Origin of the sequence: Nocardioides nanhaiensis (genome assembly GCF_039542785.1) — a bacterium.
Lineage (GTDB): Bacteria > Actinomycetota > Actinomycetes > Propionibacteriales > Nocardioidaceae > Nocardioides > Nocardioides nanhaiensis.
Window position 1 is genome coordinate 144,378 of record NZ_BAABIM010000002.1, and the last position, 25,371, is coordinate 169,748.

25 protein-coding genes are annotated in these 25,371 nt (G+C 74.3%); 15 read left to right on the forward strand and 10 right to left on the reverse strand.

Annotated features, from left to right (window positions below):
- Positions 1 to 52: 52 nt before the first annotated feature.
- From ppc to ABD948_RS08875, 3 genes are all read right to left on the reverse strand, one after another.
- Entirely contained in the window at positions 53 to 2,893 is a 2,841-nt protein-coding gene (gene ppc / locus ABD948_RS08865) for a phosphoenolpyruvate carboxylase (RefSeq protein WP_345264851.1), read from the reverse strand.
- A 117-nt stretch (positions 2,894 to 3,010) separates the two neighbouring features.
- Entirely contained in the window at positions 3,011 to 3,289 is a 279-nt protein-coding gene (locus tag ABD948_RS08870; RefSeq protein WP_345264853.1) for a DUF7218 family protein, read from the reverse strand.
- A 32-nt stretch (positions 3,290 to 3,321) separates the two neighbouring features.
- Entirely contained in the window at positions 3,322 to 3,810 is a 489-nt protein-coding gene (locus ABD948_RS08875; protein WP_345264855.1) for a pyridoxamine 5'-phosphate oxidase family protein, read from the reverse strand.
- A 192-nt stretch (positions 3,811 to 4,002) separates the two neighbouring features.
- Here ABD948_RS08875 and ABD948_RS08880 point away from each other — a divergent pair, with 192 nt between their 5' ends.
- The 3 genes from ABD948_RS08880 to ABD948_RS08890 are packed head-to-tail and all read left to right on the forward strand — an operon-like array spanning position 4,003 to position 9,112.
- Positions 4,003 to 5,502, forward strand: coding sequence for a pyridoxal phosphate-dependent decarboxylase family protein (locus tag ABD948_RS08880; protein ID WP_345264857.1), 1,500 nt, complete (start codon positions 4,003 to 4,005; stop codon positions 5,500 to 5,502).
- Positions 5,499 to 6,797 (forward strand): lysine N(6)-hydroxylase/L-ornithine N(5)-oxygenase family protein, encoded by a 1,299-nt coding sequence (locus tag ABD948_RS08885; RefSeq protein ID WP_345264859.1) that lies wholly within the window; start codon positions 5,499 to 5,501, stop codon positions 6,795 to 6,797. The genes ABD948_RS08880 and ABD948_RS08885 overlap by 4 nt, the downstream gene beginning before the upstream one ends.
- A complete protein-coding gene (locus tag ABD948_RS08890; protein ID WP_345264861.1) occupies positions 6,794 to 9,112 on the forward strand; it encodes a GNAT family N-acetyltransferase in 2,319 nt (772 codons plus the stop codon). The genes ABD948_RS08885 and ABD948_RS08890 overlap by 4 nt, the downstream gene beginning before the upstream one ends.
- Positions 9,113 to 9,187: 75 nt before the next feature.
- Here ABD948_RS08890 and ABD948_RS08895 read toward each other — a convergent pair whose 3' ends face one another.
- Positions 9,188 to 9,541: a glyoxalase superfamily protein gene (locus tag ABD948_RS08895; protein ID WP_345264863.1), complete on the reverse strand. Its 354-nt coding sequence runs from the start codon at positions 9,539 to 9,541 to the stop codon at positions 9,188 to 9,190.
- Positions 9,542 to 9,691: 150 nt separating this feature from the next.
- Here ABD948_RS08895 and ABD948_RS08900 point away from each other — a divergent pair, with 150 nt between their 5' ends.
- From ABD948_RS08900 to ABD948_RS08920, 5 genes are all read left to right on the forward strand, one after another.
- On the forward strand, positions 9,692 to 10,186 hold the full coding sequence (locus ABD948_RS08900; protein WP_345264865.1) for a SigE family RNA polymerase sigma factor: 495 nt from the start codon (positions 9,692 to 9,694) through the stop codon (positions 10,184 to 10,186).
- Positions 10,183 to 11,430 (forward strand): hypothetical protein, encoded by a 1,248-nt coding sequence (locus tag ABD948_RS08905; protein ID WP_345264867.1) that lies wholly within the window; start codon positions 10,183 to 10,185, stop codon positions 11,428 to 11,430. The genes ABD948_RS08900 and ABD948_RS08905 overlap by 4 nt, the downstream gene beginning before the upstream one ends.
- On the forward strand, positions 11,427 to 12,587 hold the full coding sequence (locus ABD948_RS08910; protein WP_345264869.1) for a zinc-binding dehydrogenase: 1,161 nt from the start codon (positions 11,427 to 11,429) through the stop codon (positions 12,585 to 12,587). The genes ABD948_RS08905 and ABD948_RS08910 overlap by 4 nt, the downstream gene beginning before the upstream one ends.
- Before the next feature lie 131 nt (positions 12,588 to 12,718).
- Positions 12,719 to 13,177, forward strand: coding sequence for a GNAT family N-acetyltransferase (locus ABD948_RS08915; RefSeq protein WP_345264872.1), 459 nt, complete (start codon positions 12,719 to 12,721; stop codon positions 13,175 to 13,177).
- Positions 13,178 to 13,232: 55 nt separating this feature from the next.
- Positions 13,233 to 14,111, forward strand: coding sequence for an alpha/beta fold hydrolase (locus ABD948_RS08920; RefSeq protein ID WP_345264874.1), 879 nt, complete (start codon positions 13,233 to 13,235; stop codon positions 14,109 to 14,111).
- Between the two features lie 10 nt (positions 14,112 to 14,121).
- Here ABD948_RS08920 and ABD948_RS08925 read toward each other — a convergent pair whose 3' ends face one another.
- The gene (locus tag ABD948_RS08925) at positions 14,122 to 14,697 is read right to left on the reverse strand and encodes a TetR/AcrR family transcriptional regulator C-terminal domain-containing protein (RefSeq protein ID WP_345264876.1); all 576 of its coding nucleotides are present in this window, start codon (positions 14,695 to 14,697) and stop codon (positions 14,122 to 14,124) included.
- Between the two features lie 125 nt (positions 14,698 to 14,822).
- Here ABD948_RS08925 and ABD948_RS08930 point away from each other — a divergent pair, with 125 nt between their 5' ends.
- From ABD948_RS08930 to ABD948_RS08940, 3 genes are read left to right on the forward strand one after another with little or no spacing between them, the layout of a single operon-like run.
- Positions 14,823 to 15,443, forward strand: coding sequence for a biotin transporter BioY (locus tag ABD948_RS08930; RefSeq protein WP_345264878.1), 621 nt, complete (start codon positions 14,823 to 14,825; stop codon positions 15,441 to 15,443).
- Positions 15,440 to 16,132 carry an energy-coupling factor ABC transporter ATP-binding protein gene (locus ABD948_RS08935; protein WP_345264880.1) on the forward strand — a complete coding sequence of 231 codons (693 nt, stop codon included), beginning with the start codon at positions 15,440 to 15,442 and terminating at the stop codon, positions 16,130 to 16,132. Before ABD948_RS08930 ends, ABD948_RS08935 begins: the two co-directional genes overlap by 4 nt.
- 11 nt (positions 16,133 to 16,143) lie before the next feature.
- Entirely contained in the window at positions 16,144 to 16,752 is a 609-nt protein-coding gene (locus ABD948_RS08940; RefSeq protein ID WP_345264882.1) for an energy-coupling factor transporter transmembrane component T family protein, read from the forward strand.
- A 21-nt stretch (positions 16,753 to 16,773) separates the two neighbouring features.
- On the opposite strand, the gene ABD948_RS08945 is transcribed toward ABD948_RS08940, so the two are convergent.
- Together ABD948_RS08945 and ABD948_RS08950 are read right to left on the reverse strand one after the other, a co-directional pair.
- The gene (locus ABD948_RS08945; protein WP_345264884.1) at positions 16,774 to 17,172 is read right to left on the reverse strand and encodes a VOC family protein; all 399 of its coding nucleotides are present in this window, start codon (positions 17,170 to 17,172) and stop codon (positions 16,774 to 16,776) included.
- Between the two features lie 11 nt (positions 17,173 to 17,183).
- A complete protein-coding gene (locus ABD948_RS08950; RefSeq protein WP_345264886.1) occupies positions 17,184 to 17,984 on the reverse strand; it encodes a MerR family transcriptional regulator in 801 nt (266 codons plus the stop codon).
- Between the two features lie 66 nt (positions 17,985 to 18,050).
- Here ABD948_RS08950 and ABD948_RS08955 point away from each other — a divergent pair, with 66 nt between their 5' ends.
- Positions 18,051 to 18,365, forward strand: a complete 315-nt coding sequence (locus ABD948_RS08955) for a hypothetical protein (RefSeq protein WP_345264888.1) — start codon at positions 18,051 to 18,053, stop codon at positions 18,363 to 18,365.
- Positions 18,366 to 18,460: 95 nt separating this feature from the next.
- On the opposite strand, the gene ABD948_RS08960 is transcribed toward ABD948_RS08955, so the two are convergent.
- A complete protein-coding gene (locus ABD948_RS08960) occupies positions 18,461 to 19,903 on the reverse strand; it encodes an amidase (protein WP_345264890.1) in 1,443 nt (480 codons plus the stop codon).
- Positions 19,904 to 20,015: 112 nt separating this feature from the next.
- Between ABD948_RS08960 and ABD948_RS08965 the strand changes: the two genes are divergently transcribed.
- Positions 20,016 to 20,630 (forward strand): TetR/AcrR family transcriptional regulator, encoded by a 615-nt coding sequence (locus tag ABD948_RS08965; protein WP_345264892.1) that lies wholly within the window; start codon positions 20,016 to 20,018, stop codon positions 20,628 to 20,630.
- On the opposite strand, the gene cimA is transcribed toward ABD948_RS08965, so the two are convergent.
- Complete coding sequence (gene cimA / locus ABD948_RS08970; protein WP_345264894.1) at positions 20,611 to 22,203, reverse strand: citramalate synthase; 1,593 nt, start codon at positions 22,201 to 22,203, stop codon at positions 20,611 to 20,613. The two genes, ABD948_RS08965 and cimA, sit on opposite strands and share 20 nt — an antisense overlap.
- A 191-nt stretch (positions 22,204 to 22,394) precedes the next feature.
- Complete coding sequence (locus ABD948_RS08975; protein ID WP_345264896.1) at positions 22,395 to 24,242, reverse strand: serine/threonine-protein kinase; 1,848 nt, start codon at positions 24,240 to 24,242, stop codon at positions 22,395 to 22,397.
- Positions 24,243 to 24,371: 129 nt separating this feature from the next.
- Here ABD948_RS08975 and ABD948_RS08980 point away from each other — a divergent pair, with 129 nt between their 5' ends.
- Together ABD948_RS08980 and ABD948_RS08985 are read left to right on the forward strand one after the other, a co-directional pair.
- Positions 24,372 to 25,031, forward strand: a complete 660-nt coding sequence (locus ABD948_RS08980) for an SRPBCC family protein (protein WP_345264898.1) — start codon at positions 24,372 to 24,374, stop codon at positions 25,029 to 25,031.
- Positions 25,032 to 25,034: 3 nt separating this feature from the next.
- A complete protein-coding gene (locus ABD948_RS08985) occupies positions 25,035 to 25,358 on the forward strand; it encodes an ArsR/SmtB family transcription factor (RefSeq protein ID WP_345264900.1) in 324 nt (107 codons plus the stop codon).
- The last annotated feature ends 13 nt before the right edge of the window (positions 25,359 to 25,371 follow it).

Below are 25,371 nucleotides of genomic sequence, written 5' to 3' on the forward strand. Positions count from 1 at the left end.
GGCCACTCCCCCCTACGGGTGGGCGGGGCCCGTCGAGGTCAGCCGGTCGAGGTCAGCCGGTGTTGCGCAGCCCCGCGGCGATCCCGTTGACCGTCAGCAGCAGCGCACGCTGCAGGTCGGCGTCGGGCTCCTCGCCCTCGGGCAGCTCGCGGGTGCGGCGCAGCAGCGAGACCTGCAGGGCGTGCAGCGGCGCCAGGTAGGAGTCGCGCAGCGCGAGGGTGCGGCGCAGCAGCGGCGAACCCTCCAGCAGCTGCTCCTGCCCGGTCACGGCGAGCACCTCCTCCACGGTGCGCGCGTGCTCGGCGCGCACCTGCTCGAAGAGGTGCTGCTGCTCGGCCGGCACCAGCGCCGCCACGTAGCCGGCGGCGATCTCGAGGTCGGCCTTGGCGAGGGTCATCTGCACGTTGGAGAGGAAGGTGCGGAAGAACGGCCACGAGCCGTACATCTCGCGCAGCTGCTCGGTGCGGCCGGCCTGGCGTGCGGCGGCCAGGCCGGAGCCGACGCCGAACCAGCCGGGCAGGATCATCCGCGACTGGGTCCACCCGAAGACCCACGGGATGGCGCGCAGGTCCTCGAGCCCGCCGTCGCCACCCGGGCGCTTGGCGGGCCGCGAGCCGATGTTCATCCGGCCCAGCTCGTCCACCGGGGTGGCGGCCACGAAGAACCGCACCAGGCCGGGGTCGCGCACCAGCGCCCGGTAGGCCTCCTGGCCGGCCGCGGCCACCTGGTCCATCGTGTCGTTCCAGCCCTCGAGCACCGCCGGCGGCAGCAGCGCGCTGCGGTGCAGCACCGAGGCCTCCAGCACCGCGGCGAGCGCGGACTCCAGGTTGTGGCGGGCCAGCGCGGGCAGCGCGTACTTGTCCGAGATCACCTCGCCCTGCTCGGTGATCTTGATCGGCCCGTCCAGGCTGCCGTTGGGCTGCGCCATGATCGCCTCGGCCGTGGGGCCGCCGCCGCGACCGACCGACCCGCCGCGGCCGTGGAAGAGCCGCAGCGTGACGCCGTGCGCGGCCGCCACGTCGCGCAGCGCCCGCTGCGCGCGGTGGATCTGCCACTGGGAGGCGGCGATGCCGGCGTCCTTGGAGGAGTCGGAGTAGCCGAGCATGATCTCCTGCACCTCACCACGGGCGGCCACGAGCCGCCGGTAGGCGGGTACCGCGAGCAACCGCTCGAGAAGCGGACCGGCGGCCTCCAGCTCGGCGACGGTCTCGAACAGCGGCGCGAACCCGAGCCGCGCGGTGGCCGGTCGCTCGGGGGACCCGAGGTCGACCAGTCCCGCCTCGCGCGCCAGCACCGCGACGGCGAGCAGGTCGTCGATGTCGTGGGTCATCGAGACGATGTAGGTCTCCACCACCTCGGGCCCGTAGGTCTCCTGGGCCGTGCGCAGAGCCGCCATCAGCTCCAGCGAGGCGGTGGCGGCCTCGCCCAGACCGTCCACGCTCCCGGGGTCGGCGCCGGCACCCAGCAGCGGACGGCGCGCGTCCAGCTCGGCGGCCAGCAGCTCGATGCGCTGCTCCCGGTCGAGCTCTGCGTACGGCGTGGCGGGCTCGCCGACGCGGTCGTAGAGCTCGGCCAGCGCCGCGTGGTGCTTGGCGGAGTGCTCGCGGAGGTCGAGCGTGGCCAGCCCCTCGCGCAGCGCCGCCGCGGTGCGGATCAGACGGCGGATGGTGCCGTCGCCGGTCAACCGGTCGCCGGCAGCCAGCATCGAGTCGCGCACGAGCACCAGGTCGGCCATCAGCTCCTCGAAGCCGGCGTAGTCGCGCCCCGGCTCGTGGGCGGTGCCGCGTGCGAGCCGATCACGGGTCCGCAACAGCCTCACTCGCACGTAGCTCAGCTTGAGCCGGTAGGGCTCCTCGGCGTTGAGGCGCCGGATGCTCTCGTGGGTCACCGGCAGCGCCGCTGCGTCGCGCTCGAGGCTGACCAGCAGGTCCTCGCTCACGCCCACGACCCGGGTGGTCGCCGTCATCTCGGTGAGCGCCTGCTCCACCAGCGCCACCAGCTCGGCGAGCCCCGACTGGTGCTGCAGCCGGAGCACGTCGAGGGTCACCTGCGGTGTCACGTTGGGGTTGCCGTCGCGGTCGCCGCCGGCCCAGGCGCCGAAGCGCAGGGGGCGCGCGTCGGCCGGCAGCTCGACGCCGATCGAGTCCAGGTGCGCGTCCAGGTCGGCCAGCAGGTCGGGCAGCACCTCGCCGGCCAGCGAGCGCAGGTAGTAGACGGCGGTGCGCGCCTCGTCGAGCGGCTCGGGCTTGACCACCCGCAGCTCGTCGGTCTGCCAGAGCAGGTCCACCAGCTCGGCGAGCCGCCGCTCGTCGCGGGTGCGCGCGGCGGCGGTGCGGCGTGGGTCGTCGAGCCGGTCGACGACGCCCGCCACCCCGGCCAGCAGCCGCAGCACCGACCGACGGCTCGACTCGGTGGGGTGGGCGGTCAAGACCGGCCGGTACTCCAGCCGGCCCAGCACCTCCTGCAGCAGGTCCCGCTCGAGCGTGCCGCCCTCCAGCGCCTGGCCGATCCGCCCCACGGCCTCCTCCAGCGGGCTGGTGCCGGAAGCGGTCAGCTCGCGGCTGCGGTGCACCTGCTCGGTGGCGTTGACCAGCTGGAAGTAGCCGGTGAACGCCCGCGCCAGCACCACCGCGGTGGCGGGGTCGACGTCGTCGAGGGTGGCGCGCAGCTGCGAGTCCTCGGGCTGGCGAGCCAGGCCGCGCACCCGCTCGACGAGGGCGAGCAGCTCCTCGCCCTCGTGACGGCGCAGCGCCTCGCCGAGCAGGGCCGCCAGCTGGCGCACCGAGGCGCGCAGGGCGGCGTGGTGCTCGTCGCTGACGACGCCGCCCGCGAAGGTCGCCGGGTCGGGCTCGCGCCGGTCGGCGTCGACGGGGTCGAACTCAGGGGCAGCCATGCGGGACATCCAACCCCGCGACGGCGTGGGACGCGGGGCTCGTCCACGCAACGACCGGCCGGGAGTGACGACCGTCATCGACGGACGCCGCTCCCGACAGGTCGGCGGCCTGCGCGATCAGTGCTCTCGGAGCGCCTCGATCAGCTCGTCCTTCGTCATCGAGGAGCGGCCCTCGACCTCGAGCTCGGCCGCGCGCCCGCGCAGCTCCTCGACCGTCCAGTCCTCGTAGGCCGGCGAGCTGCCGCCCTTCTGCCCCACCTCGGAACGCGAGGAGGCTGCCGCGGCGTTGGCGATGCGCGCCGACTTCTCCTTGCTGTTGCCCTCGTCGCGCAGCTTCTCGTAGAGCTCGGGGTCCTTGACGCTGGGGCCGGGGTCGTCCTTCTTCTCGCCTGCCATCACTCTCTCCTGATCTGTCGAAGCCGGCTGGGTCAGAGGTCGACGCTGCCGGTGTTGCTGTCGTAGGTCTCGCCGGTGACCTTGGTCTTGACCAGGCTGATCAGCGAGGCCACCTTGCCGCCGGGGGTGTCCCAGTACTCGCCGTGCTCGGCGTCCACGTGGATCAGCACCGCCTCGGGGTTCTCGGGGCCGCCGGGCAGCCACGCCTCGGCGAAGGTGTTCCAGAGCTCGGCCAGCTTCGCCTCGTCGTCCACCACGCGGGCGGTGCCGCGCAGCGAGACCCACGAGTCGCTCGAGCTGAAGGTGAGCCCCACCTGGGGGCGGGCCCGGATGTCGACCACGTGCTGGGTGTCGCGACCGGTGATGAACCACAGGTCGGCGTCGGGCGCCACCTCCTGGCGGGCCATCGGCACCGCGCGCAGGCGGCCCTCGGCGTCGGAGGTCGTCATCATCGCGATGGGCATGCCGTCGATCAGGTCCACCAGCGTGCGTGCGTCGCCGTGGTCGGAGCTCGCGCTCATCTGTGCCTCCCGGGAGTCTCGCGGCCGTGCTCGTGCGCGGACCGTCGTCCTCTGCGGTACCCGGCGGCGCGCGCGCCACGCAGTGTGACCGTGGTCTCGACGGCCGCCCTTGCGGACCGACGCCTGCCGATCGCTAAGGTAAGGCTCACCTAATCAACCACCGAGCCGTTCTCTTCTCGGAAGGACGCGACCGTGCTCCCCACCGCCTCACCCTCCCCCGCCTCCCCGCCACCGCCGTCCGGCTCCACGCCGCAGGAGCAGCTCTTCGGCCCCGGCGCAGCCGAGGCGTACGCCGCCGCGATGCGCGACGCCGTCGACCACCTGGTGGGAGTGCTGCGCGAGCGCACCGGCCCCGCCACCGGCCTGCCGCGCGCCACGGCCGAGGCGCGGGTCGCGGCACTCGACCTCGACCGCCCGCTCGACGACGCCCGGGAGGCCCTGGCCGAGCTGGACCGCGTCTACCTGCGCGACACGGTCTGGTTCGACGACCCCGGCTACCTCGCTCACCTCAACTGCCCGGTGCTCGTGCCGGCGCTGGCGGCCGAGGTGTTCGTGAGCGCTGTGAACTCCAGCCTCGACACCTTCGACCAGGGCGTCGGCGCGGCCGCCATCGAGCGCGCCCTGATCGCCTGGACGGCGCAGCGCGCCGGGCTCGGCCCGCACGCCGACGGCGTCTTCACCAGCGGCGGCACCCAGAGCAACCTGCAGGGGCTGCTGCTCGCCCGCGAGCAGGCGCGCGCCGCGGGCACCCCCGTGCACCGGCTGCGGGTGCTGGCCTCAGAGCAGGCGCACTTCAGCGTGCAGAAGGCCGCGCGTCTACTGGGACTGGGCGAGGACGCCGTCGTCGCCGTACCCACCGACGCCCGGCGCCGGATGGATCCCGCCGCCCTCGCCACCCGGCTCGAGGCCTGCTCGACGCTGGGGCTGGTGCCGATGGCGGTCGTCGCGACGGCCGGCACCACCGACTTCGGCGCGATCGACCCGCTGCCCGAGGTCGCGCGGCTGTGCCGCGAGCACGGCGCGTGGCTGCACGTGGACGCCGCCTACGGCGGCGGGCTGCTCGTCTCCCCCACCAGACGCCACCTGCTGGCCGGCGTCGAGCACGCCGACTCCCTCACCGTCGACTACCACAAGACCTGGTTCCAGCCCGTCTCCTCCAGCGCCCTGCTCGTGCGCGAGCGACGCCACCTGCGCCACGTCACCTGGCACGCCGACTACCTCAACCCCGCGCCCGAGGAGGCCGGCGAGCCGGAGCTGGCCGAACAGGTCGACAAGAGCCTGCAGACCACCCGCCGCTTCGACGCGCTCAAGCTGTGGCTGACCCTGCGCAGCCTCGGTCCCGACGCCGTGGGCCACATGGTCGACGACGTCGTCGACCTGGCGACCGAGGTGGCCACCGCCCTGGAGCGGCACCCCCACGTCGAGCTGGCCGCGGAGCCGCAGCTGAGCACGATCGTGCTGCGCTACCGGCCAGCCGGCCTCTCCCCCGCCCGCGCCAGCGCGCTGACGGACCGGATCCGCGCCGAGGCCTACGCCTCGGGCCGCACCATGGTCGCCGCCACCACGGTCGACGGCGAGCGCTGGCTCAAGCTGACCCTGCTCAACCCCGCCACCACCGCCGACCAGGTGCTCGCCGCCGTCGACCACCTGGTGGCACTCGGTGAGCGACTGACCGCGCGGGAGGCGGCGTGAGCGCCCACGTGCACGACCTGGTGGGCATCGGCGTCGGGCCGTTCAACCTGGGCCTGGCGTGCCTGCTGGACCCGTTGCCCGAGGTGGACGCCGTGTTCCTGGAGGCGCGCGACGACCTGGCCTGGCACCCCGGCCTGCTGCTCGACGACGCCACCCTGCAGGTGCCCTTCCTGGCCGACCTGGTGACGATGGCCGACCCCACCTCGCGGTGGTCCTTCCTCAGCTACCTCAAGGAGGTCGGGCGGCTCTACCCGTTCTACGTGCGGGAGTCCTTCTACCCGCTGCGGCGCGAGTACGACGACTACTGCCGGTGGGCCGCGCACCGGCTCGGCACCGTGCGGTTCGGCTGCGCCGTCGAGCGGGTGGAGCACGACGGCGAGCTGTACACGGTGCACACCCGCTCCGGCGAGACCTACCGCGCCCGGCGGATCGCGCTCGGCGTCGGCACCCGGCCGCGGGTGCCGGCCGGCGTCGAGGGTGTGCTGGAGGCGGGCGGCGTCGCGCTGCACTCGGCGGACTACCTGCACCGCAAGGCCGAGCTGCAGGCGCTGGGCTCGGTCACCGTGGTGGGCAGCGGCCAGAGCGCCGCGGAGATCTACCACCAGCTGCTGGCCGAGAGCCCCGACCACGACTACGACCTCACGTGGCTGACCCGGAGCCCGCGCTTCTTCTCCATGGAGTACACCAAGCTGACCCTGGAGCTGACCTCACCGGAGTACACCGACTACTTCCAGCGGCTTCCCGCCACGACCCGCGAGAACCTCTTGCGAGAGCAACGCTCTCTCTACAAGGGGATCAGCGGCGACCTGGTGGACGCCATCAGTGACCTGCACTACCAGCTGCGGGTGGCCGGCGAGGGGCCGCGCACCACGCTGCTCACCAACACCAGCGTGCGCTCGGCGTCCTGGGACGGCCGCACCCACCACCTGGCCCTGCACCACGACGAGACCGACGAGCCCTTCGCGCTGCGCACCGAGGGTCTGGTGCTGGCCACCGGCTACGCCGCGGGCGTGCCGGCCTTCCTCGAGCCGGTGCGCGACCGGCTGCGTCTCGACGAGCAGGGTCGCTACCGCGCCACCTGCTCCTATGCCGTCGACCTGGCCGGCGAGGAGGTCTTCGTGCAGAACGCCGAGGAGCACACGCACGGCTTCGTGGCACCCGACCTCGGCATGGGCGCCTACCGCAACTCCCACATCATCGCGGCACTCACCGGCCGCGAGGTGTACCCGATCGAGAAGCAGGTGGCCGTGCAGAGCTTCGGCGTGCCCGAACACCTGCGGGAGGCCAGCGCATGACGCACTCGAGCCCGCACAGCCCGGACCTGACCCTGGAGCCCCTCGACGTCGAGCGCGACGCCGGGCTGCTGCACCGCTGGGTGACGCACCCCAAGGCGCGCTTCTGGATGATGCAGGAGGCCTCGCCCGCCGAGGTCGCCGCGGAGTACACGCGGATCGCCAAGCACCCCCACCACCACGCATGGCTGGGACGCCACCGGGGCGAGCCCGCCTTCCTCGCCGAGACCTACGACCCCGCGCGCTCCGAGCTCGCCGGCCTGACGGCGCTGCCCGACCTCGAGCCCGGCGATCTCGGCATGCACGTGCTGGTCGCCCCGACCGACGAGCCGGTCCGCGGCTTCACGCGGCAGGTGTTCGCCGCCGTCCTGGAGCACTGCTTCCGCGACCCGGCGGTGCGGCGCGTCGTCGTCGAGCCGGACGCCGCCAACCTCGCCATCCGGCGTCTCAACACCGAGCACGGATTCCGCGAGGTGCGCGAGGTGCCGCTGCCGGGCAAGACCGCGATGCTCTCGGTGCTCACCCGCGCCGCGTGGCAGCACGCCACGGGCGAGGTGGCACACCTCCGGCCCGACCACCTGGAGGCCGGTCAGCGGCACCTGCTCACCAAGGCGCTGGCGGAGCTGAGCCACGAGCGGCTGCTGGAGCCCCAGCGGCTCGGCGACGGTCGTTGGCGGGTCACCGCCCCGGACGGACGCACCCGCTACGACTTCCGCGCGCGCGTGCTGCCACTCGAGCACTGGGTGATCGAGCCCGCCAGCGTGATGCGCACGCGCAACGGCGAGCCGGCCCCGCTGGACGTGCAGGCGTTCGTCGCCGAGCACGCCGAGGTGCTCGGGCTGCCGACCGAGCTGCTGCACACCTACCTGGAGGAGCTCGCGGGCACGCTCGCCGGATTCGCCTGGAAGCGCCACCACCACCGGGCGACGGCGACCGACCTGGTAGACGCGGACTACCAGGAGCTCGAGGCCGCGATGACCGAGGGCCATCCCTCCTTCCTCGCCAACAACGGACGGATCGGCCTCGGTGTCCGCGACCACGCCGCCTACGCGCCGGAGACCGGCAGCACGGTGCGGCTGGTGTGGCTGGCCGCCCGGCGAGCCTCGGCACACCTGAGCCTGGGTGACGGCCTCACCGAGGAGGCGCTGCTGGCGGGCGAGCTCGACCCCGAGGTGCGCGCCGGGTTCGACGAGCGGTTGACCACGCTGGGCCTGGACCCGGCCGACTACCTGCTGCTGCCGGTGCACCCGTGGCAGTGGGAGAACAAGGCCGCCGTCACGTTCGCCCCCGACCTGGCACGGCGCGACCTCGTGCACCTGGGCGAGGGCCCGGACTCCTACCAGCCGCAGCAGTCGATCCGCACGTTCTTCAACCGCTCGCGCCCTGACCGGCACTACGTGAAGACGGCGCTCGCCGTGCAGAACATGGGCTTCGTGCGCGGTCTCTCCCCCGGGTTCATGGTCGACACCCCCGCCATCAACGACCACGTGGCAGCGCTCGTCGCGAGCGACCCGACGCTGCAGGCGTGCGGGTTCTCGGTGCTGCGCGAGCGCGCCGCCGTCGGGTACACCGGCGACGCGTACCACGCCAACCCGCGCACTGACGACCGCTCGACCCCGCACCAGAAGATGCTCGCGGCGCTGTGGCGCGAGAGCCCGCTGCCGCGGCTGGGCCGCGGCGAGCGTCTGGCCACCATGGCCTCGCTGCTGCACCGCGACGCCGAGGGCCGCTCGCTGGCGGCCGCGATGGTGACGGCGTCCAGGCTCACCGCCCAGGCGTGGCTGCGCAGCTACCTGCACGCCTACGTGCGCCCGATCGTGCACTGCCTGGTGGCCCACGACCTGGCGTTCATGCCGCACGGGGAGAACCTCGTGCTGGTGCTGCGCGACCACGTGCCGGTGCGAGCGCTGATGAAGGACATCGGCGAGGAGGTCGCCTTCCTGCACGACCGGCCCCTCCCGCCCGCGGTGGAGCGCACCCGCGCGGAGGTGGACGACGACGAGCGCGCCCTGCCGCTGCAGACCGACGTGATGGTGGGCGTGCTGCGCCACCTGGCCGGCATCCTCGACGACGAGGGCGTGCTGCCGGCGTCGGAGCTCTGGGCCGAGGTGAGGCGCTGCGTGCGCCAGCACGCCGACGAGCACCCGGATCTGGCGCTGGAGCACAAGCGGTACGACTTCTCCCGCCCCACCTTCAAGCACAGCTGCGTGAACCGCCTCCAGCTGCGCGACACCCGCCAGATGCTCGACCTCTCCGGGGACGGCGACCAGATGATGTACGCCGGCGAGCTCGACAACCCTCTCGCTACCGCTGGTTGAGCCGTGAGGCGCCCCGGCGCCGAGCGTGTCGAAACCCCGCACACCGCACGCCCTCCCGTCACCACGTGGGCCCCCTCAGGTGCGGTGCTGCACGACGTTGAGCACGTTGCCGTCGGGGGCCCGCACGAAGAAGCGCGTCACGCCCCACTCCTCCGTGGTCAGCGGGTGCACGATCTCGTAGCCCCGCGCGACGGCGTCGGCGTAGGCCGCGTCGACGTCGTCGACCCTGACCGACACCACCGGGTCGGTGACGGCGGTGGCGTCGCGCGTGACCAGCTGCAGGTTGACTCCGCTGCGCGGATCGGTGAACCGCGCCACCCAGCCGAGGTTGAACTCCTCGGCGGACAACCCGAGGTAGTCGGTGTAGAAGTCCCTCGCCGTCTCGATGTCGCTCACGTGCAGGTCGGCGATGATCTCGGTGACGCGCATGGCTGCTCCCTCGTGGTCGGGTCACCTCGATCCTGCGCGACGCCGCCGTGCCTGTCGAGCGCCGGAGGGCGCGGAAGTCGTGCCAACCTTCCGACCACCTCGCGCCGTTGTGCGGGTGCAGGGCCACAGGGGCGAGGAGGTGGGGACGGCATGGACGACGCGGAGTTCACGGCGTGGGCGAGCGGCTGCGAGCGCACCCTGCTGCGCTCGACCTACCTGCTGACCGGCGACCTGCACCGGGCCCAGGACCTCGTGCAGGAGGCGCTCACCAAGGTGGCGCTGCGCTGGACGCGGCTGCGCGGCGGCAACCCGACGGCGTACGCGCGCCGGATCATCGTGCGCGACAACGTGAGCTGGTGGCGCCGCACCCGCCGCGAGGTCCCCTCCGACGCCGTCCCGGACCGTGGCGCGGCCACCGCGGAGGACCCCGAGGCGGCGCTCGTCGTCACCCGGGCCCTGGCCCGGCTCACCGCCGCCCAGCGCGCGGTGCTCGTGCTGCGCCACTTCGACGACCTGACCGAGCGCGAGACCGCGCAGGTGCTGGGGGTCAGCCTCGGCACCGTGAAGAGCACCAACGCGGCCGCACTGGCCCGACTGCGCACCGGCGCACCCGAGCTGCTCGACCTGATGGGGAGGAACACGTGAACGACCACCCCGACCCGACCGGCCCCGCCGGCCTCTCCGCCCTGCTCGACGACGCCACCGCATGGGTCGAGCGCCCGGACCTGGCCGGCGCCGCCCTCGCGGGAGCCCGACGTCGTCGACGGCGACGCCGAGGCCTCGCCACCGGCGCCGTCGCCGCGGCCGCCGTGGCTGCTGTGCTGGTGACGCCGCTCGGTGGGGCCCTCCTGACCGACTCCCCACCCGCCGGTGTCGGGCCCACGATCGCACCGTCCGCGGACCCGACCTCCCCCGGAGCCGAGCCCGTCGACGCCGCCCCGCTCCAGCCCGAGGACGTCCAGCAGCCCTGGGACCCCGACGACGTCGAGCAGCTGCCGTGGGACGGGGCGCTGGGCCTGCCCCGCGACCTCACCATCGGCCAGGGGCCCGCCGAGCGCGGGGCGGCTCGGGCGGCCACCGCGGTCGACGGCACACTCCACCTCCTGGGCCCCTCGGGCTGGTACACCGGCGCCGACCTACCCGCAGGCGTCGGCACGGACCCCACGGTGGCCATCGCCCCCGACGGGTCGCGTACCGCCGTCGTGGGCGGCAGCGTCCTGGCGGTCTCCTCGCCCGACGGCTGGACCTCGCTGCCGCTGCCCCGCGGCTTCTCGGGCGCCGAGGACTTCTACGTCGACCTCGACTTCGTCGGGGCCGACCGGCTGCTGCTGGGCGAGTGGAACCGGTTCTGGGAGATCGACGCGTCCTCCGGCGAGGCAGTGCGCCTGCCCTTCGACCGCATCGACGAGGTCGTGCCCGCCGGCGACGCGGTGCTCGCCGACCGCTACTCCGACGCCCGGCCGAACACCCTGGAGCTGTGGCGCGAGGGTCAGGTGGAGGCGGTCGGCGACACCAGCGCCCTGGAGAGCACCCAGCGTCCGGCCTCCGACGCAGCCTCGCTGGCCACCGTGCGCGCCAACGGCGCCACCTACGGCGAGGGCGACGCCACCGACACCGACGGCCTGCTCGTCCTCGGCCTCGCCGACCTCAGCGTGCGCGGCTTCCTACCCGTGCCGACCCGCGGCTCCTACTACTCCGACAGCGCCAACCTGACGCCCCTCGGTTTCACCGACCCCGACACGGTGCTGGCCGAGGTTCGACCGGCCGGCTCGCCCGAGACCACGTGGCTGGTCACCTGGGACGTCGAGAGCGGCGCTCTGCGCAAGGTCGCCTCGTTCCCGACCGACCAGCCGCAGCTCTCGCTGGCGATCGACGCGATCCCGGGTTGAGAGGTCCCGAGACCCGCGCCCACGACGGCGACGGCGACGAGCACGGCGGCGCTGCCATGCTGGGAGCCATGCCCTCCCAGCAATCGCCCGACCGTGACCTCACCGATGCGCTGCCGGACACCATGCTGGCCGCCGTCACGACCCACCACGGCGGGTTGGACGCCATCGCGGTGCACGAGGTGCCTGTCCCGACGCCCGGCCCCGGCGAGGTGCTGGTGCGGGTGGCGGCGGCCGGCTGCAACAACACCGACATCTGGACCCGCGAGGGCTCCTACGGCTCAGGCACCGGACCGGACGCGAAGGCCGGGTGGCTGGGGCCGCTGGACTTCCCGCGCATCCAGGGTGGCGACGTGGCCGGGACCGTGGTCGCAGCGGGCTCCCGGCAGGGTGCAGCGCTGGTCGGCACCCGGGTCCTGGTGGACCCGGCGCTGTACGGCGACGACGGACCCGACGCGCTGCCCACGGACGTGCTGGGCAGCGAGCGTGACGGCGGCTTCGCCGAGTACGTGGTCGCGCCGGCCGCACGGGTGCACGACGTCGGCGACTCCCCGCTCGACGACGAGCAGCTGGCCGCGCTGCCGATCGCGTACGGCACCGCGCTGGGGATGCTGGAGCGTGGCGGCGTGCGGGAGGGCCACACCGTGGTGGTCACCGGCGCCTCGGGCGGTGTCGGGCTCGCTGCGGTGCAGCTGGCCAGCGCACGCGGGGCCCGCGTCGTGGCGGTCTGCTCGGGCGACAAGGCCGACGCCGTCCGCGCCGCCGGCGCGGACGAGGTGGTGGACCGCAGCCGGGGTCAGGTCGCGGCCGACCTGGCGCGGCTCGCGCCCGAGGGCTACGACGCGGCGGTCGACGTCATCGCCGGTGAGGTGTTGGAGGCGGGGGTGGGCCTGATGCGACCCGGCGGACGCTGGGTGGTGGCGGGCGCGCTGGGAGGCTGGGAGGTGCGGCTCGACGTCCGCCGCCTGTACCTGGCCGACATCTCGCTCGTGGGGTCGACGATGCACACCCCACGCATCTTCGACCTGCTGGTCGGGGTCGCGCGTCAGGGCGCCGTGGCGCCCGTCGTCGCCGCGAGGTACCCGCTTGCCGAGGTCGTCGAGGCTCAGCGGCAGCTGGAGCGGCGCGAGCACGTGGGCAAGATCGTCGTCGTCCCGTAGGCAGGGCCCCGCCGGCCTGTCCACCCCTCGCCGACCCGTCGTGCCACGCTGGGAACGACACCCAGGAGGCCACGATGACCAGCACCACCCCGTGGAGGACGCGCCCGGAGACGGGCGGAGACCGACCGGCCGTGCGTGCTCTGACGCTCGCTGCCTTCGAGACCGCCGACGAGGCGGACCTGGTCGACGCGCTCCGGGCGGATGACGCGTGGATCGACGGGCTCTCGATGGTCGCGACCACGGCGGACGACCAGGTGGTGGGGCACGCGCTCCTCACCCGGTGCTGGATCGACGACGCCCCGGCCCTGTGCCTGGCCCCGTGCTCGGTGCTGCCCGACCACCAGCGCACGGGAGCCGGGTCGGCCGCGATCAGCGCCGTGCTCGACGCCGCACGCGACGACGAGGGCCCCTTCGTCGTCGTCCTGGGGCACCCGGACTACTACCCGCGGTTCGGGTTCCGCCGGGCGTCGCTCCTCGGCATCCGGCTCTCCGTCGACGTCCCCGACGAGGCCCTCATGGCGATGTCGCTGGACCCCGACCGCACCCCGCCGAGCGGCACCGTCCGCTACGCGGAGCCGTTCGGCATCTGACCCGCCCCGGCGCGGCTCGGCGCCGCCCACGTCGGCGGGACCGCTCGGCGATACCGTGGCCACCCACCCCGTCGATCCCGAGGACCCCCATGGCCCGCTGGTTCCGCGCAAGGTCGTCCTGCACAGCCACGAGCTCTCCTACGTCGACAGCGGCTCGGGGCCGGTGGTGCTCTTCATCCACGGCATCCTCGGGTCGCAGCGGCAGTGGGAGCACCTCGTCGACCAGATGGACGACGACCACCGGGTGGTGCTGCCCGACCTGTTCGGCCACGGCGAGTCGGCGAAGCCGTTCGGCGACTACTCCCTCAGCGCCCACGCCGCCGCCATGCGCGACCTGCTCGACCACCTCGGCATCGAGCGGGTCACGCTGGTGGGGCACTCGCTCGGCGGCGGCATCGCCATGCAGTTCTTCTACCTCTTCCCCGAGCGCGTGGAGCGGCTGGTGCTGGTCTCCAGCGGCGGCCTCGGCCGTGAGGTCAACCTGGTGCTGCGCGCCGCGACGCTGCCCGGCGCCGCCCGGGTGCTCAGCATCGCCGCCTCGACCCCGGTGCTCTCGCAGGTCGAGCTGCTCGGCCGGGGCGCCGCGAAGGTCGGCTGGAAGCCCGGCTCCGACGTCGACGCCGTCTGGCGCGGCTTCAGGTCGCTCGGCGACCGCGGGAGCCGGCGTGCCTTCCTGGCGACCACCCGCGCCGTCATCGACGTCGGCGGGCAGAGCATCAGCGCGCACGACCACCTGGAGGGTGCGCTGCCGATCCCGACCCTCATCGTCTGGGGCTCCAAGGACCACATGATCCCCGTCGCCCACGCGCGCAGCGCCCAGGAGGCCCTGCCCGACTGTCGCGTCGAGATCTTCGACGGCGCCGGGCACTTCCCGCACCTGGACGACCCGGAGCGCTTCGCACGCGCGCTGCGCGACTTCATCGCCACGGCCTGACCGGCCGCGGTCAGCCGGCCGTGGTCGTGCGGTCACCGGCGACCCGCACCCGGATCCCGTCGACGACGAACGCCAGCCCGAGCGCGAAGTCCGACCCCTCGCGGGGCGGGGCGTCGATAGCGCCGGCGCTGCCGGCCTGCAGGTGGGTCTGCTCGTCGACCACGTGGCCGAAGACGAAGTGCAGCAGGGTGCGGGTGGCGACGGCGGCGACGTCGTCGGGCAGACCGGCGGCGAGCAGCACCTCGAGCAGCTCCTCGGCGGGCTCGCCGGCCCCGAGGCCGAAGGCGTAGGCGGTGGCCACCACCTCGGCTCCGTCGCGGTAGGCCAGCATCGCCTCGCGCAGCGCGGTGCACACCTCGACGACGCGTGCGTCCCACACCTGCTCGACGGCCGGACGGCGACCGCGGGCCAGCAGCTCGTCCGCGACGGCGGCGAGCAGCACCTGCTTGCTCGGCACGTGGTGGTACAGCGCGCTGGGGCGGACGCCTAGCTCGGCGCCGAGGCGGCGCATGCTCAGGTCGGCGAGCCCGTGGCGGTCGAGCACCTCCAGGGCCCGGTCGACGACGGTGGCGCGGGTGTAGCGCACGTCCGCCCTCCGATCCCCCGACCACGTCACGTTGACCTGGTGCCGGGAGCACCCTAACCTGAACGCCGTTCACCTGACCACCGTTCAGGTCCGACCAGCTCGAGTAGCCAGAAGCGAGACCGCCCATGAACCGCCGCTCCCCCGCCACCGACGTCGCCCTGGTGGCCGGCTTCGCCGCCATCATCGCCGCCACCGCGCTGCTGCCCGACATCAAGACCGGCGTCGGCGTCCCCTTCTCGCTGCAGACCTTCGCCGTGCTGCTCTGCGGTGCTTGCCTCGGCCCCTCCCGCGGCTTCCTGGCCGTGGTGCTCTACCTGGCCGGCGGCGCCATCGGTCTACCGATCTTCTCGGGCGGCGCAGCCGGCGTCGGCCACTTCACCGGCCCCACCGCCGGCTACCTGGTGGCCTTCCCGCTGGCCGCCGCGCTCTGCGGCTTCATCGTGCAGCGCAACCGCCAGCGCGCCACCGACTTCACCCTCGTCTTCACCGCCGGCCTGCTCAGCAGCTTCCTGTTCATCCACACCCTCGGGCCGCTCAACCTGGCCTGGCGCGCCGACCTGGGCATCAAGGAGGCCTTCATCTACGACACCCAGTTCTTCCCGGGGGACGTGCTGAAGAACATCGCGATGGCCCTCGTCGCCACCGCCGTGCACCGGGCCTTCCCCGACCTGCTGCCCGCCCGACGCCGCCGCGGTGCCGCCGCTTCGGTGACCTCCGACGCCGGCGAGGAGCGCCTGCCGGCGTGAGCCGGATCGAGCTGCAGGAGGCCTCGGTCCGGGCCACCACCGGTCAGGGCGAGGTGCAGATCCTCGCCCCGACCACGCTCACCCTCACCGAGCAGCGGGTCGCGCTGATCGGCCCGAACGGCTCGGGCAAGTCCACGCTCGCCCGCCTGGTCAACGGGCTGGTCGGGGCCGCCACGGGCCGGGTCGTCGTCGACGGTCTCGACGTCGCGAAGCAGGGCCGCGAGGTCCGACGGCGGGTCGCCTTCGTGTTCACCGACCCCTCCGCGCAGCTGGTGATGCCCACCGTCGTCGAGGACGTCGCCCTCTCGCTGCGACACACCCACCGCGACCGCGAGGAGCGCACCGCCGCCGCGCTGCGGGTCCTCGAGGGGTACGGCCTGGAGCAGCTGGCCGAGCGCAGCGTGCACTCGCTCTCCGGCGGCCAGCGCCAGCTGCTCGCCATCGCCGGGGTGCTCGCCACCGACCCCGAGGTGCTCGTGGCCGACGAGCCCACCACCCTGCTCGACCTCGTCAACACCCGCCGGATCGCCGAGCTGCTCTTCGGCCTGCGCCAGCAGCTGCTGCTCGTGACCCACGACCTCGACCTCGCGCTGCGCTGCGAGCGCGCGCTGCTGGTGGAGCACGGCCGCGTCGTGGCCGACGGCGCCCCGGCCGAGGTCGTCGAGCACTACCGGGCGAGCGCCTGGTGAGCGGGTGAGCGATGTCTGACCTGCTCGGCGTCTACCAGCCCGGCACGACCTTCCTGCACCGGATGCCGGCGGGCGTGAAGCTGACGGCGATGGCGGTGATCAGCGTGGTCGTCGTGGCCTACCGCTCCCCCGCCACCTCGGGGGTGCTCGTGGCCGTCGTGCTGGCCCTGCTCGCCGTCGCCCGCGTGCGACTGCGGCTGCTGGCGCGCACCCTGCGTGGCCTGCTGATGGTGATGGCGCTGCTCACCGCCTGGCAGGCGTGGCAGCAGGGGTGGGCGCACGCCTTCGCCGTCGTCGGGGCCCTGGTGGGGCTGGTGCTGCTCGCGACGGTGCTCACGGTGACGACCTCGGTCGACGAGTTGCTCGACACCCTGACCCGCGCGCTCGGCCCGTTCCGGCGACTCGGCGTCGACCCCGCACTGGTGGCCCTGGCGTTCTCGTTGATGATCCGCGCGATCCCCACCACGCTCGAGATCGGCCGCGAGACCCGCCAGGCGGCCCAGGCGCGCGGACTCGACCGCAACCTGAGAGCACTGCTCACACCCATGGTCATCCGCTCGGTCGCGCACGCCCGCGCCACCGGCGACGCGTTGCACGCGCGCGGCATCGCCGACGACTGAGCCGGGCCGTCGACCACGGGCTCAGGCAGGCGCGTTGAGGAACCAGCGGTGACCGAACGGGTCGCGGAACACGGCGACCCGGCCGGCGGGGTCGCTGGTCTCCGGCCCGCGGTCGAGGGTGACGCCGGCCGCCACCACGCGGGCGGCCACGGCATCGACGTCGTCCGCGCCGGGCAGGCCCAGGTGCAGCGTGACGGCGGCCCCGCGGCCGGTGTCCGGGCCGGCGACGCCCGCCTGGTCGAACTCGTCGCTCATCATCCAGCGGGCGCCGTCGGAGCCACCCACGGCGAGCTCGACGTGCCCGACCCGCCCGTCCTCCATCAGGATCGGCTCGTGGGTCACCTGCGCACCCAGGACCTCGGTGTACCAGTCGATCGCCCGTGCAGCACCGGCCACGCACAGGTAAGGGGTCAACGTCATCTGGCCAGCCATCAGGTCTCCTCGGATCGGGCGTCGGACTCGGGCAGGGGCTGCTGGAAGGACCACAGGTGGTCCTCGAGGTCGCGCACGCCGTACTCCCGCACGCCGTAGGGCATGTCGGTCGGCGCGTAGTCGATCCGCGCACCAGCCGCCACCAGCCGCGCGTGGTGCGCCTCGACGTCGTCGACCTCGACCGCCAGGCAGGCAGAGGCGCTGCCCACCGTCGCGGGCGAGGCCAACCGCGCCGTCGTCAGCTCGGGGTGCAGCCACACGACGCCGTCGCCCACGTGCACCTCGGCGTGGACGACGCGCCCGTCATCATCGCGGGTGACCGGTCCCGCACCGAAGCCCAGCACCTCCACCAGGTGCTCGTGCGCGGCGGACAGGTCGCGGTAGACCAGGAGCGTCAGGCGACGGGTGGGCACCGTCTCGTCCGCTCCCAGGCCGGCGAGCAGGTCGAGCAGCTCCGTGGGCGCGGGGTCGGTACCCCTCATCAGCCGGTCCTGCACCGCGCGCACCCGCTCGCGACGCCGGGCGAGAGCAGCGATCTCGGCGTCGAGGCCGGCCAGGTGGTCGCCGGTCAGCGTCAGCACGTCGGCGTCGTCAGGACTCACCCGGGCCAGCGGTGTGCCCAGGTCGCGCTGCAGCCGCACCCGGTAGAGACGGTCCAGGCTCACCTGGTCGTAGCGGCGCCGGCCGCCGCCGTCGCGTGCCGGCGACACCAGCCCCAGCTCCTCGTAGTAGCGCAACGTGCGCTCGGTGAGCCCCGTGCGCGCCGCCACCTCGCCGATGCTCCGGCCCTCGTTCCTCATGGCCCGAACGCTAGGACCTCACGCCACGTCAGGAGCAAGCCCTCGCCCGCGGCGTAGCCTGGAGGCATGACCGCCACGCTCGAACCCGGCTGCGCCGACGAGGTGTACGTCGTCGGCCTCGAGCCCCGGCACTACTCGGCGCCCCTGCGGGTGCTGCGCGGCCTCGCCGACCTGTGGTGCGCCGCCAGCGGTGGGCGGATGGAGCTCAGCCGTGCCGGCGACCTGGTGGTGCGGCGTCGTCACGACGGCGGCGAGGAGCTGCGGGTCCCGCTGCCCGCGCCCGACGCCGTCCCCGAGCTGCTGGCCGTGGTGCACGAGCAGCTCGAGACCCTCGACCCCGCGGAGTTCCGCAAGGCGTGGGGCCTGCCGGCGCTGGCCTGAGGTCGTGGGTCACCGGAGGACGGTCGACTCACGGGATCTCGGCACGCCCCGCCCCTCGTGCCTCGGGACGGCGCTACTCGATCACCGGTGCGAGATCACCAGCCGGGCGGTCGCCGGTGGTGCCACGGGGCGGCGGCCTCGACCTGCGCGGCGAGCGAGAGCAGCAGCTCCTCCTCGGCGGGGCGCGCGGCGAGCATGACACCCACCGGCAGGGTCGGCGTCGTCTCGGTGGGCGAGGTCCAGTGCAGCGGCAGCGAGACGGCCGGCATGCCGGTCACGTTCCAGGCCGAGGTCCAGGGCGTGAAGCGCTTCTGGTTCTCGAAGTCGCGCGCGGGGTCGGCGTCGTCGCGGATGGCGCCCACCGGCAGCGGCGGCGTCGCGACCGTGGGGGTGAGCACGGCGTCGTAGGGCGCCAACGCCTCGAGCGCCCGCGCCGCCAGCCGTCGCAGCTCGCCGACGGCCAGGCCGAACCGCGGGCCGCTGACGGCGAAGCCGCGCTCGGCCAGCCACCGGGTGAGCGGGCGCAGCCGCTCGCGCGCCGCCTCGGGCAGCGGCTCCACCGAGAGCGCGGTGAGCACCGCCCAACACGTCTCGAAGACGGGCACTGCCTCGAGCGGTAACGGGACGGGAACGTCGTCCACGTCGTGGCCGAGGCCCTCCAGCAGCTTCGAGGCATCCTCGTAGGCCGCCAGGCACTCCGGGTCGACGGGGCTGTCAGCAGCGATCACCGGCGTGGCGAAGCGTGCGATGCGCAGCAGTCCCGGCTCGCGGTCGCAGGCCTCGAGGAACAGCGAGGCACCAGAGCCCGCCGGCGCCGGCGCCCACGCCGGGTCGCCGGGTCGCCGTCCGGCCTGCACGTCGAGGAGCGCAGCGGCGTCGCGCACGGTGCGCGCGATCGAGCCCGAGGTGCCGAGGCCCACCGGGTCGCCGTACATCGGGAACCCGCTGATCCGCCCCCGCGAGGGCTTGAGGCCCACCAGCCCGCAGCACGAGGCCGGGATCCGGATGGACCCCCCGCCGTCGGATCCCTGGGCCACCGGCACCAGGCCGGCTGCCACCGCGGCCGCGGCTCCGCCCGAGGATCCGCCGGCCATCCGGCTGCGGTCCCACGGCGTCACCGCCGGTGGCGCGCCCTCCGGCTCGGTGTAGCAGGGCGACCCGAACTCCGGCGTGCTCGTCTTGCCGAGGCTGGGCATCCCGGCCTCACCGATCGCCAGCGCGACGGCGTCGCTGACCTCCGGCACGTGGTCGGCGAAGACCGGTGACCCGAAGCGGGTGGGCACCCCCGCGGTCAGGTTGAGGTCCTTGATCGCCGTGGGCACCCCGCGCAGGGGCGAGTCACCAGCCACCGCCGGAGCCAGCGCCAGGTGCTGGGCGCTGCTGCGCGCCTGGCTCGCCGTCAGCGTCACGAAGGCGCCGACGTCGTCGAGCCGCTCGGCCCGCTCCAGGTAGTGCTCCACCAGCTCGGTGGAGCTCACCTCGCCGCGGGCCACCAGCGCGCCCTGCTCGAGCGCGGTCAGGTCGTGGATCTCGCTCACGCACCCGACCGTAGCGCTCAGGTGGCGCGAACGGCCGGCTCGGTGCCGACCAGGACACCCACCACTGTCCGGACGGCGTGGCTCGACGGCAGCACGTCACTAGGGTGTGCGCGTGACCCCCGAGCGCCCGCTGCTGCCCATGCTGGGGTCGGGCGCACCTGCGCGCGAGCGGGCCGACGCCGCCCGCAACCGCGAGGCCCTGCTGGTCGCGGCCCGTGCGCTCGTCGAGGAGCACGGGGTCGCCGCCGTCACCACCGAGGCGGTCGCGGCGCGGGCCGGCGTCGGCAAGGGCACGGTGTTCCGCCGCTTCGGCTCCCGCGAGGGGCTGATGGCGGCGCTGCTCGACCACTCCGAGTCGGCCTGGCAGGCCTCGGTGATCACCGGCCCCCCGCCGCTCGGCCCCGGCGCTCCGCCGCTGGAGCGACTCCTGGCGTTCGGGCGCTCCCGCCTGGAGGCGACGCTCCTGCACTCGGAGCTGATCAGCGCCGCCGGCCAGAGCGCGGCCAGCTCCGGGGCGCCCTACTCCTTCGTGGCGATGCACGTGCGCCACCTGCTCGCCGAGCTCGGGGTGAGCGGCGATCTCCCGATCCTGGCGACCGCGATCCTGGCGCCGCTGGAGGTGCCGATCCTCGAGCAGCAGGTGCGCGTGGACGGCTTCTCCGTCGAACGCGTCTACCGCGGGTGGGCCGACCTGGTGGCCCGCGTCGTCAGGCCCCCTGGCGCCTGAGCCCGTAGGTCAGCCCGTCCACGAGCGCCCCCCACGAGGCCTCGATGACGTTGGCACCCACGCCCACGGTGACCCACGAGGACTCGCCGTCGCTGGTCTCGATGAGCACGCGGGTGATGGCGTCGGTGCCGTGACCCTGGTCGAGGATGCGCACCTTGTAGTCGATCAGCTCGAACTTGGCGACGCCGGGGTAGGCCTGCCCGATGGCGGCGCGCAGTGCGGAGTCCAGGGCGTTGACCGGGCCGTTGCCCTCACCGGTGACGACGTAGCGCACGTCCTGGGCCTTGAGCTTCACCGTCGCCTCCGAGACCGCCTCCTCCCCCGGCACCGCGTGGGTCAGGGTCTCGGTGATCACCCGCCAGCTCTCGACCTCGAAGTAGCTGGGGCGGGCGCCCTCGACCTCCTCGACGAGCAGCAGCTCGAAGGAGGCGTCGGCGGCCTCGAAGGTGTAGCCGCGGGCCTCCAGCTGCTTGACCCGGTCGGTGACCCGGGTGACCAGCTCCTTGTCGCCGGAAAGGTCGAAGCCGAGCTCGCGCCCCTTCAGCTCGATGGACGCGCGGCCGGCCATGTCGGAGACCAGCAGCCGCATGTCGTTGCCCACGCCCCCGGGGTCCATGTGCTGGTAGAGGTCGGGGTCGACCTTGATGGCGCTGGCGTGCAGGCCGGCCTTGTGCGCGAACGCCGAGCTGCCCACGTAGGGCTGGCGCGAGGCGGGCGGGAAGTTCGTGACGTCGGCGACGGCGTGCGCCACCCGGGTCGCCTCGCGCAGCAGGCCCTGCGGCAGCACCTGGCGGCCGAGCTTGAGCTCGAGGTTGGCCACCACGGTCACCAGGTCGGCGTTGCCGGTGCGCTCGCCGTAGCCGTTGATGCAGCCCTGCACGTGCGAGGCGCCGGCGTCGATGGCGGCCAGCGAGTTGGCCACCGCGCAGCCGGAGTCGTTGTGCGCGTGGATGCCGACCCTGCCGCCGGTGCTCTCGACGACGTCGTGGACGACGTCGGAGACCCAGCCGGGCAGCATGCCGCCGTTGGTGTCGCACAGCGCGGCCACCTCGGCGCCGGCCTCGAAGGCCGTGCGCAGCACCTCGAGCGCGTAGTCGCGGTTGGCGCGGTAGCCGTCGAAGAAGTGCTCGGCGTCGAGGAAGACCTGCTGGCCCTCGGCGCGCAGGTGGCTGACGGTGTCGCGCACCATCGCCAGGTTCTCCTCCAAGGTCGTGCGCAGCGCCAGCTCCACGTGCCGGTCGTGCGACTTGGCCACCAGCGTCACCACGCCCGCGCCGCTCTCGCGCAGCGCCGCCACCAGCGGGTCGTCAGCGGCCGCGACGCCGGCGCGCCGGGTGGCGCCGAACGCGGTCAGCCGCGCGTGCGTCAGATGCAGCTCCTCGCGGGCCCGCCGGAAGAACTCGGTGTCCTTGGGGTTGGCGCCGGGCCAGCCGCCCTCGATGTACCCGACGCCCAGCCCGTCGAGGTGCCGGGCGATGTTCAGCTTGTCGGCGACGGTGAGGTTGAGCCCCTCCTGCTGCGCGCCGTCGCGCAGGGTGGTGTCGTAGACGTGGAAGTCGCCGTGCAGGTCCATGGGGTGCGGTCCTCTGGTGGGTCTGGGCACAAAAAAACCTCCCGCGAACGAGAGGTGGCGCGCGAGCGGGTGCTCGACGCGCTAGGCGATGATGATGGTGCGGGTGCTGCGGATCACGCCCCCATGCTGCCACGGCGTCCCGATCGCGGCCACCGATCCCGGCATCCGGTCAGGGGCGTCTGGTCGACGGGTCAGGGGCCGGGGTTCAGGATGCCGCCCTCGGGCACCGAGTACCCGGCGAACGGCCGCTCGGAGGCCGGCGCCCAGGAGGTGCCCTCGGCACCCACGCGCAGGCCCAGGCCGGCCGTCGCGGCCAGCACCAGGGCGACGGCGGCGAGCCACCCGCCCACCGACCGGGCGGTCGGCGCCACGACGAGGCCCAGCGGCCCGCGCACCCGGCTGCCGCCCGGGCCCCACCACAGCGAGAGCGCGAACACGGCACCGCTGACGGCGAGCGTGGCCCCCAACCCCGCGGCGACGGCGTAGCAAAGCAGGGCGGCGGCCACCCCGAGCCCGGCGGCCCACAGCAGCAGGCCCACGGTGCCGGGCAGCGAGGCCACCACGTGCCAGGGCGAGGCGACGGCGGTGCGGGCGCCGTCGTACCACTTGCGGCCGCGGCGCTGCTGGTGCTGGCGCAGCGAGCTGGCCGCCAGGGAGCCGGAGCGCAGCAACCAGACGACCACGCACACCCCCACCAGCGTCAGCCAGGGTGCCGCTGCCGTCGCCGCGCCCACCAGGAGCGCACCGGCGGCGACGAGCGAGCCGCGCCGCAGCCGCTCGGCCGCGGGGACCGGCGCAGCCGTCTCCTCGGCCAGGCCGTTCTCCTCGTCCCAGCGGCGCTCCCACTCGCTGCCGCTCACGCCCGGCGGCACCGGCTGGACCGGCGGCGTGGTGACGGGCCGGTACGCGACGGCGGGCGCGACGGCAGCAGGAGGTGCGACCGGCCGGGCGAGCGGCGGTGCGGGGGGAGGCGGCCCCGGGGGCGTGGGGCGCGGCTCCACCACGGTCGGCATCACCAGCGTCGGCGAGGGCAGGTCGCCGGGCTCGGGAGCGTGCGGTTCGAGCCGCTCGCCGGGGCCGTCGGGCACGTGCGCCGTCGCTGCCTCGAGCGCACCCTGGGCGGCGAGCGCCAGCGGCAGGGTGAAGATGTCCTCGCCGGCACCGGTCGGCGGGGCCGGGGTCTCGGCGCGGCTGGCCGGCCGCGTGGTCTGGGGGCGCAGCCACTCCAGCACCTGCAGCAGCGTGGGCCGCCGCGCGGGGTCCGGGTCGAGCGCCGCCGCGACGACGTCGCGCAGCGGCTCGGGCACGCCGGTCAGGTCGTGCTCGCCGCGACGCACCCGGTCCATGATCGCCATCGAGGGGCCGCGCCCGAAGGGCGGGTTGCCGGTGGCGGCGAAGGCCACGGTGGCGGCCCAGGAGTGCAGGTCGGAGGCGGGCGAGGCGTCGTCGCCGTAGAGGATCTCGGGCGCGAGGTAGCCGGGGGTGCCCAGCAGCCAGCCGGTGTGGGTGAGCCGCGGGTCGTCGGCCAGCCGGGCCAGACCGAAGTCGATCAGGATGGGGGTGCGCCCCTCCATCAGCACGTTCGAGGGCTTGACGTCGCGGTGCAGCACGCCGACCTCGTGCACGGCGGCGAGCCCCTCGGCCAGGCACGCGGCCAGCCACACCAGGTCGGCGCCCCCGATCGGGCCCTCCTCGGTGACGTGGTCGTGCAGCGGCAGCCCGGGCACGTAGCGGGTGGCCACGAACGGCACGGGCGCCCACGGGTCGGCGTCGACGATCTCGGCCACCCAGCGGCTGCGGATGCGCGAGAGGGAGTTGACCTCGCGCGCGAGGCGCGCCCGCGCCTCGTCGTCGCCGACGATGTGGGGGCGCAGCATCTTCAGCGCCACGCGCTCGCCGCCGGGCCGTCGCGCCAGGTGCACGATGCCCATGCCGCCCTCGCCGATCTTGGCGAGCAGCTGGTACTCGCCGACGACGCCGAGGGCCCCCTCGACGCCGTGCGTGCCCGACGGCGGGGTGGGGGTGGGCGCAGCGGTCACGCGCTCAATCTACGCGGCGCACTGCCGCGTGAGTCGTGAGGCGGGCCGCTCGACGTCGCCGGGACTGTCGTTGATCAGCAGGTACTGATATAAGTTGTCACTGAATCTTCGCCGATCCTGGAGCCGACCATGACCTTTTCCCCCGCCGACCACCTCGGCGCCGCCGAGCGCTCGCTGCACACCGTCACCCGCGAGGGCACGGAGCTGCGGATGCTCACCGTGCACCGCACCTACGCGGCCGCGCCCGACGAGGTGTGGCACGCCCTGACGACGCCCGAGCGGCTCGCCCGCTGGTTCGCGCCGGTCACCGGTGACCTGCGCGTGGGAGGGCGCTACCAGGTGGAGGGCAACGCCGGGGGCCAGGTGCTGGTGTGCCGCGAGCCCGAGCTGCTCAGCCTCACCTGGGAGATGCCCGAGGGCCACAGCTGGGTCGACGTCACGCTGCGACCGGTGGCAGCGGGCACCTTGCTGCAGCTCGACCACAGCGCCGACCCCGCCGGCTTCGCCGAGTTCGACGCCACCTACGGCCCCGGCGCCACCGGCCTCGGCTGGGAGCTGGGCCTGATGGGGATGGCCGAGCACCTCGCCGCCCCCGAGGCACCGCGCCCCACCGAGGCCGAGCTGGTCACCATGCCCGGCCTGACCGAGCTGATGCGCGAGGCCGCCGACGGCTGGGCCGCGGCCGCCGTCGCGTGGGGCACACCCGAGGAGCAGGCGCGCGCCGCCGCCGACCGCACCTTCGCCTTCTACACCGGCGCCGGCACCGAGCACGACCCCGGGGACGCCTGAGCCGTGCACGCGCTCGACGTCCTGGGCGACCCGGTGCGACGTCGCCTGCTGGAGCTGCTGGCCGACGGCGAGCAGCCCGCCGGCGCGCTCGCGGCCGCCATCGGGGACGAGTTCGGCATCAGTCAGCCCGCGGTCTCGATGCACCTGCGGGTGCTGCGCGAGGCCGGCTTCACCACGGTGCGACCCGAGGGCGCTCGTCGCCTCTACGCCCTCGACCCTGAGCCGCTGGCCGAGGTGGACCGCTGGCTCGAGGGTTTCCGACGGTTCTGGGAGCAGCGCCTCGACGCGCTCGACACCGAGCTCGCCCGAGGCCGGCGCGAGGGCTGACCGGGCGGCCCGC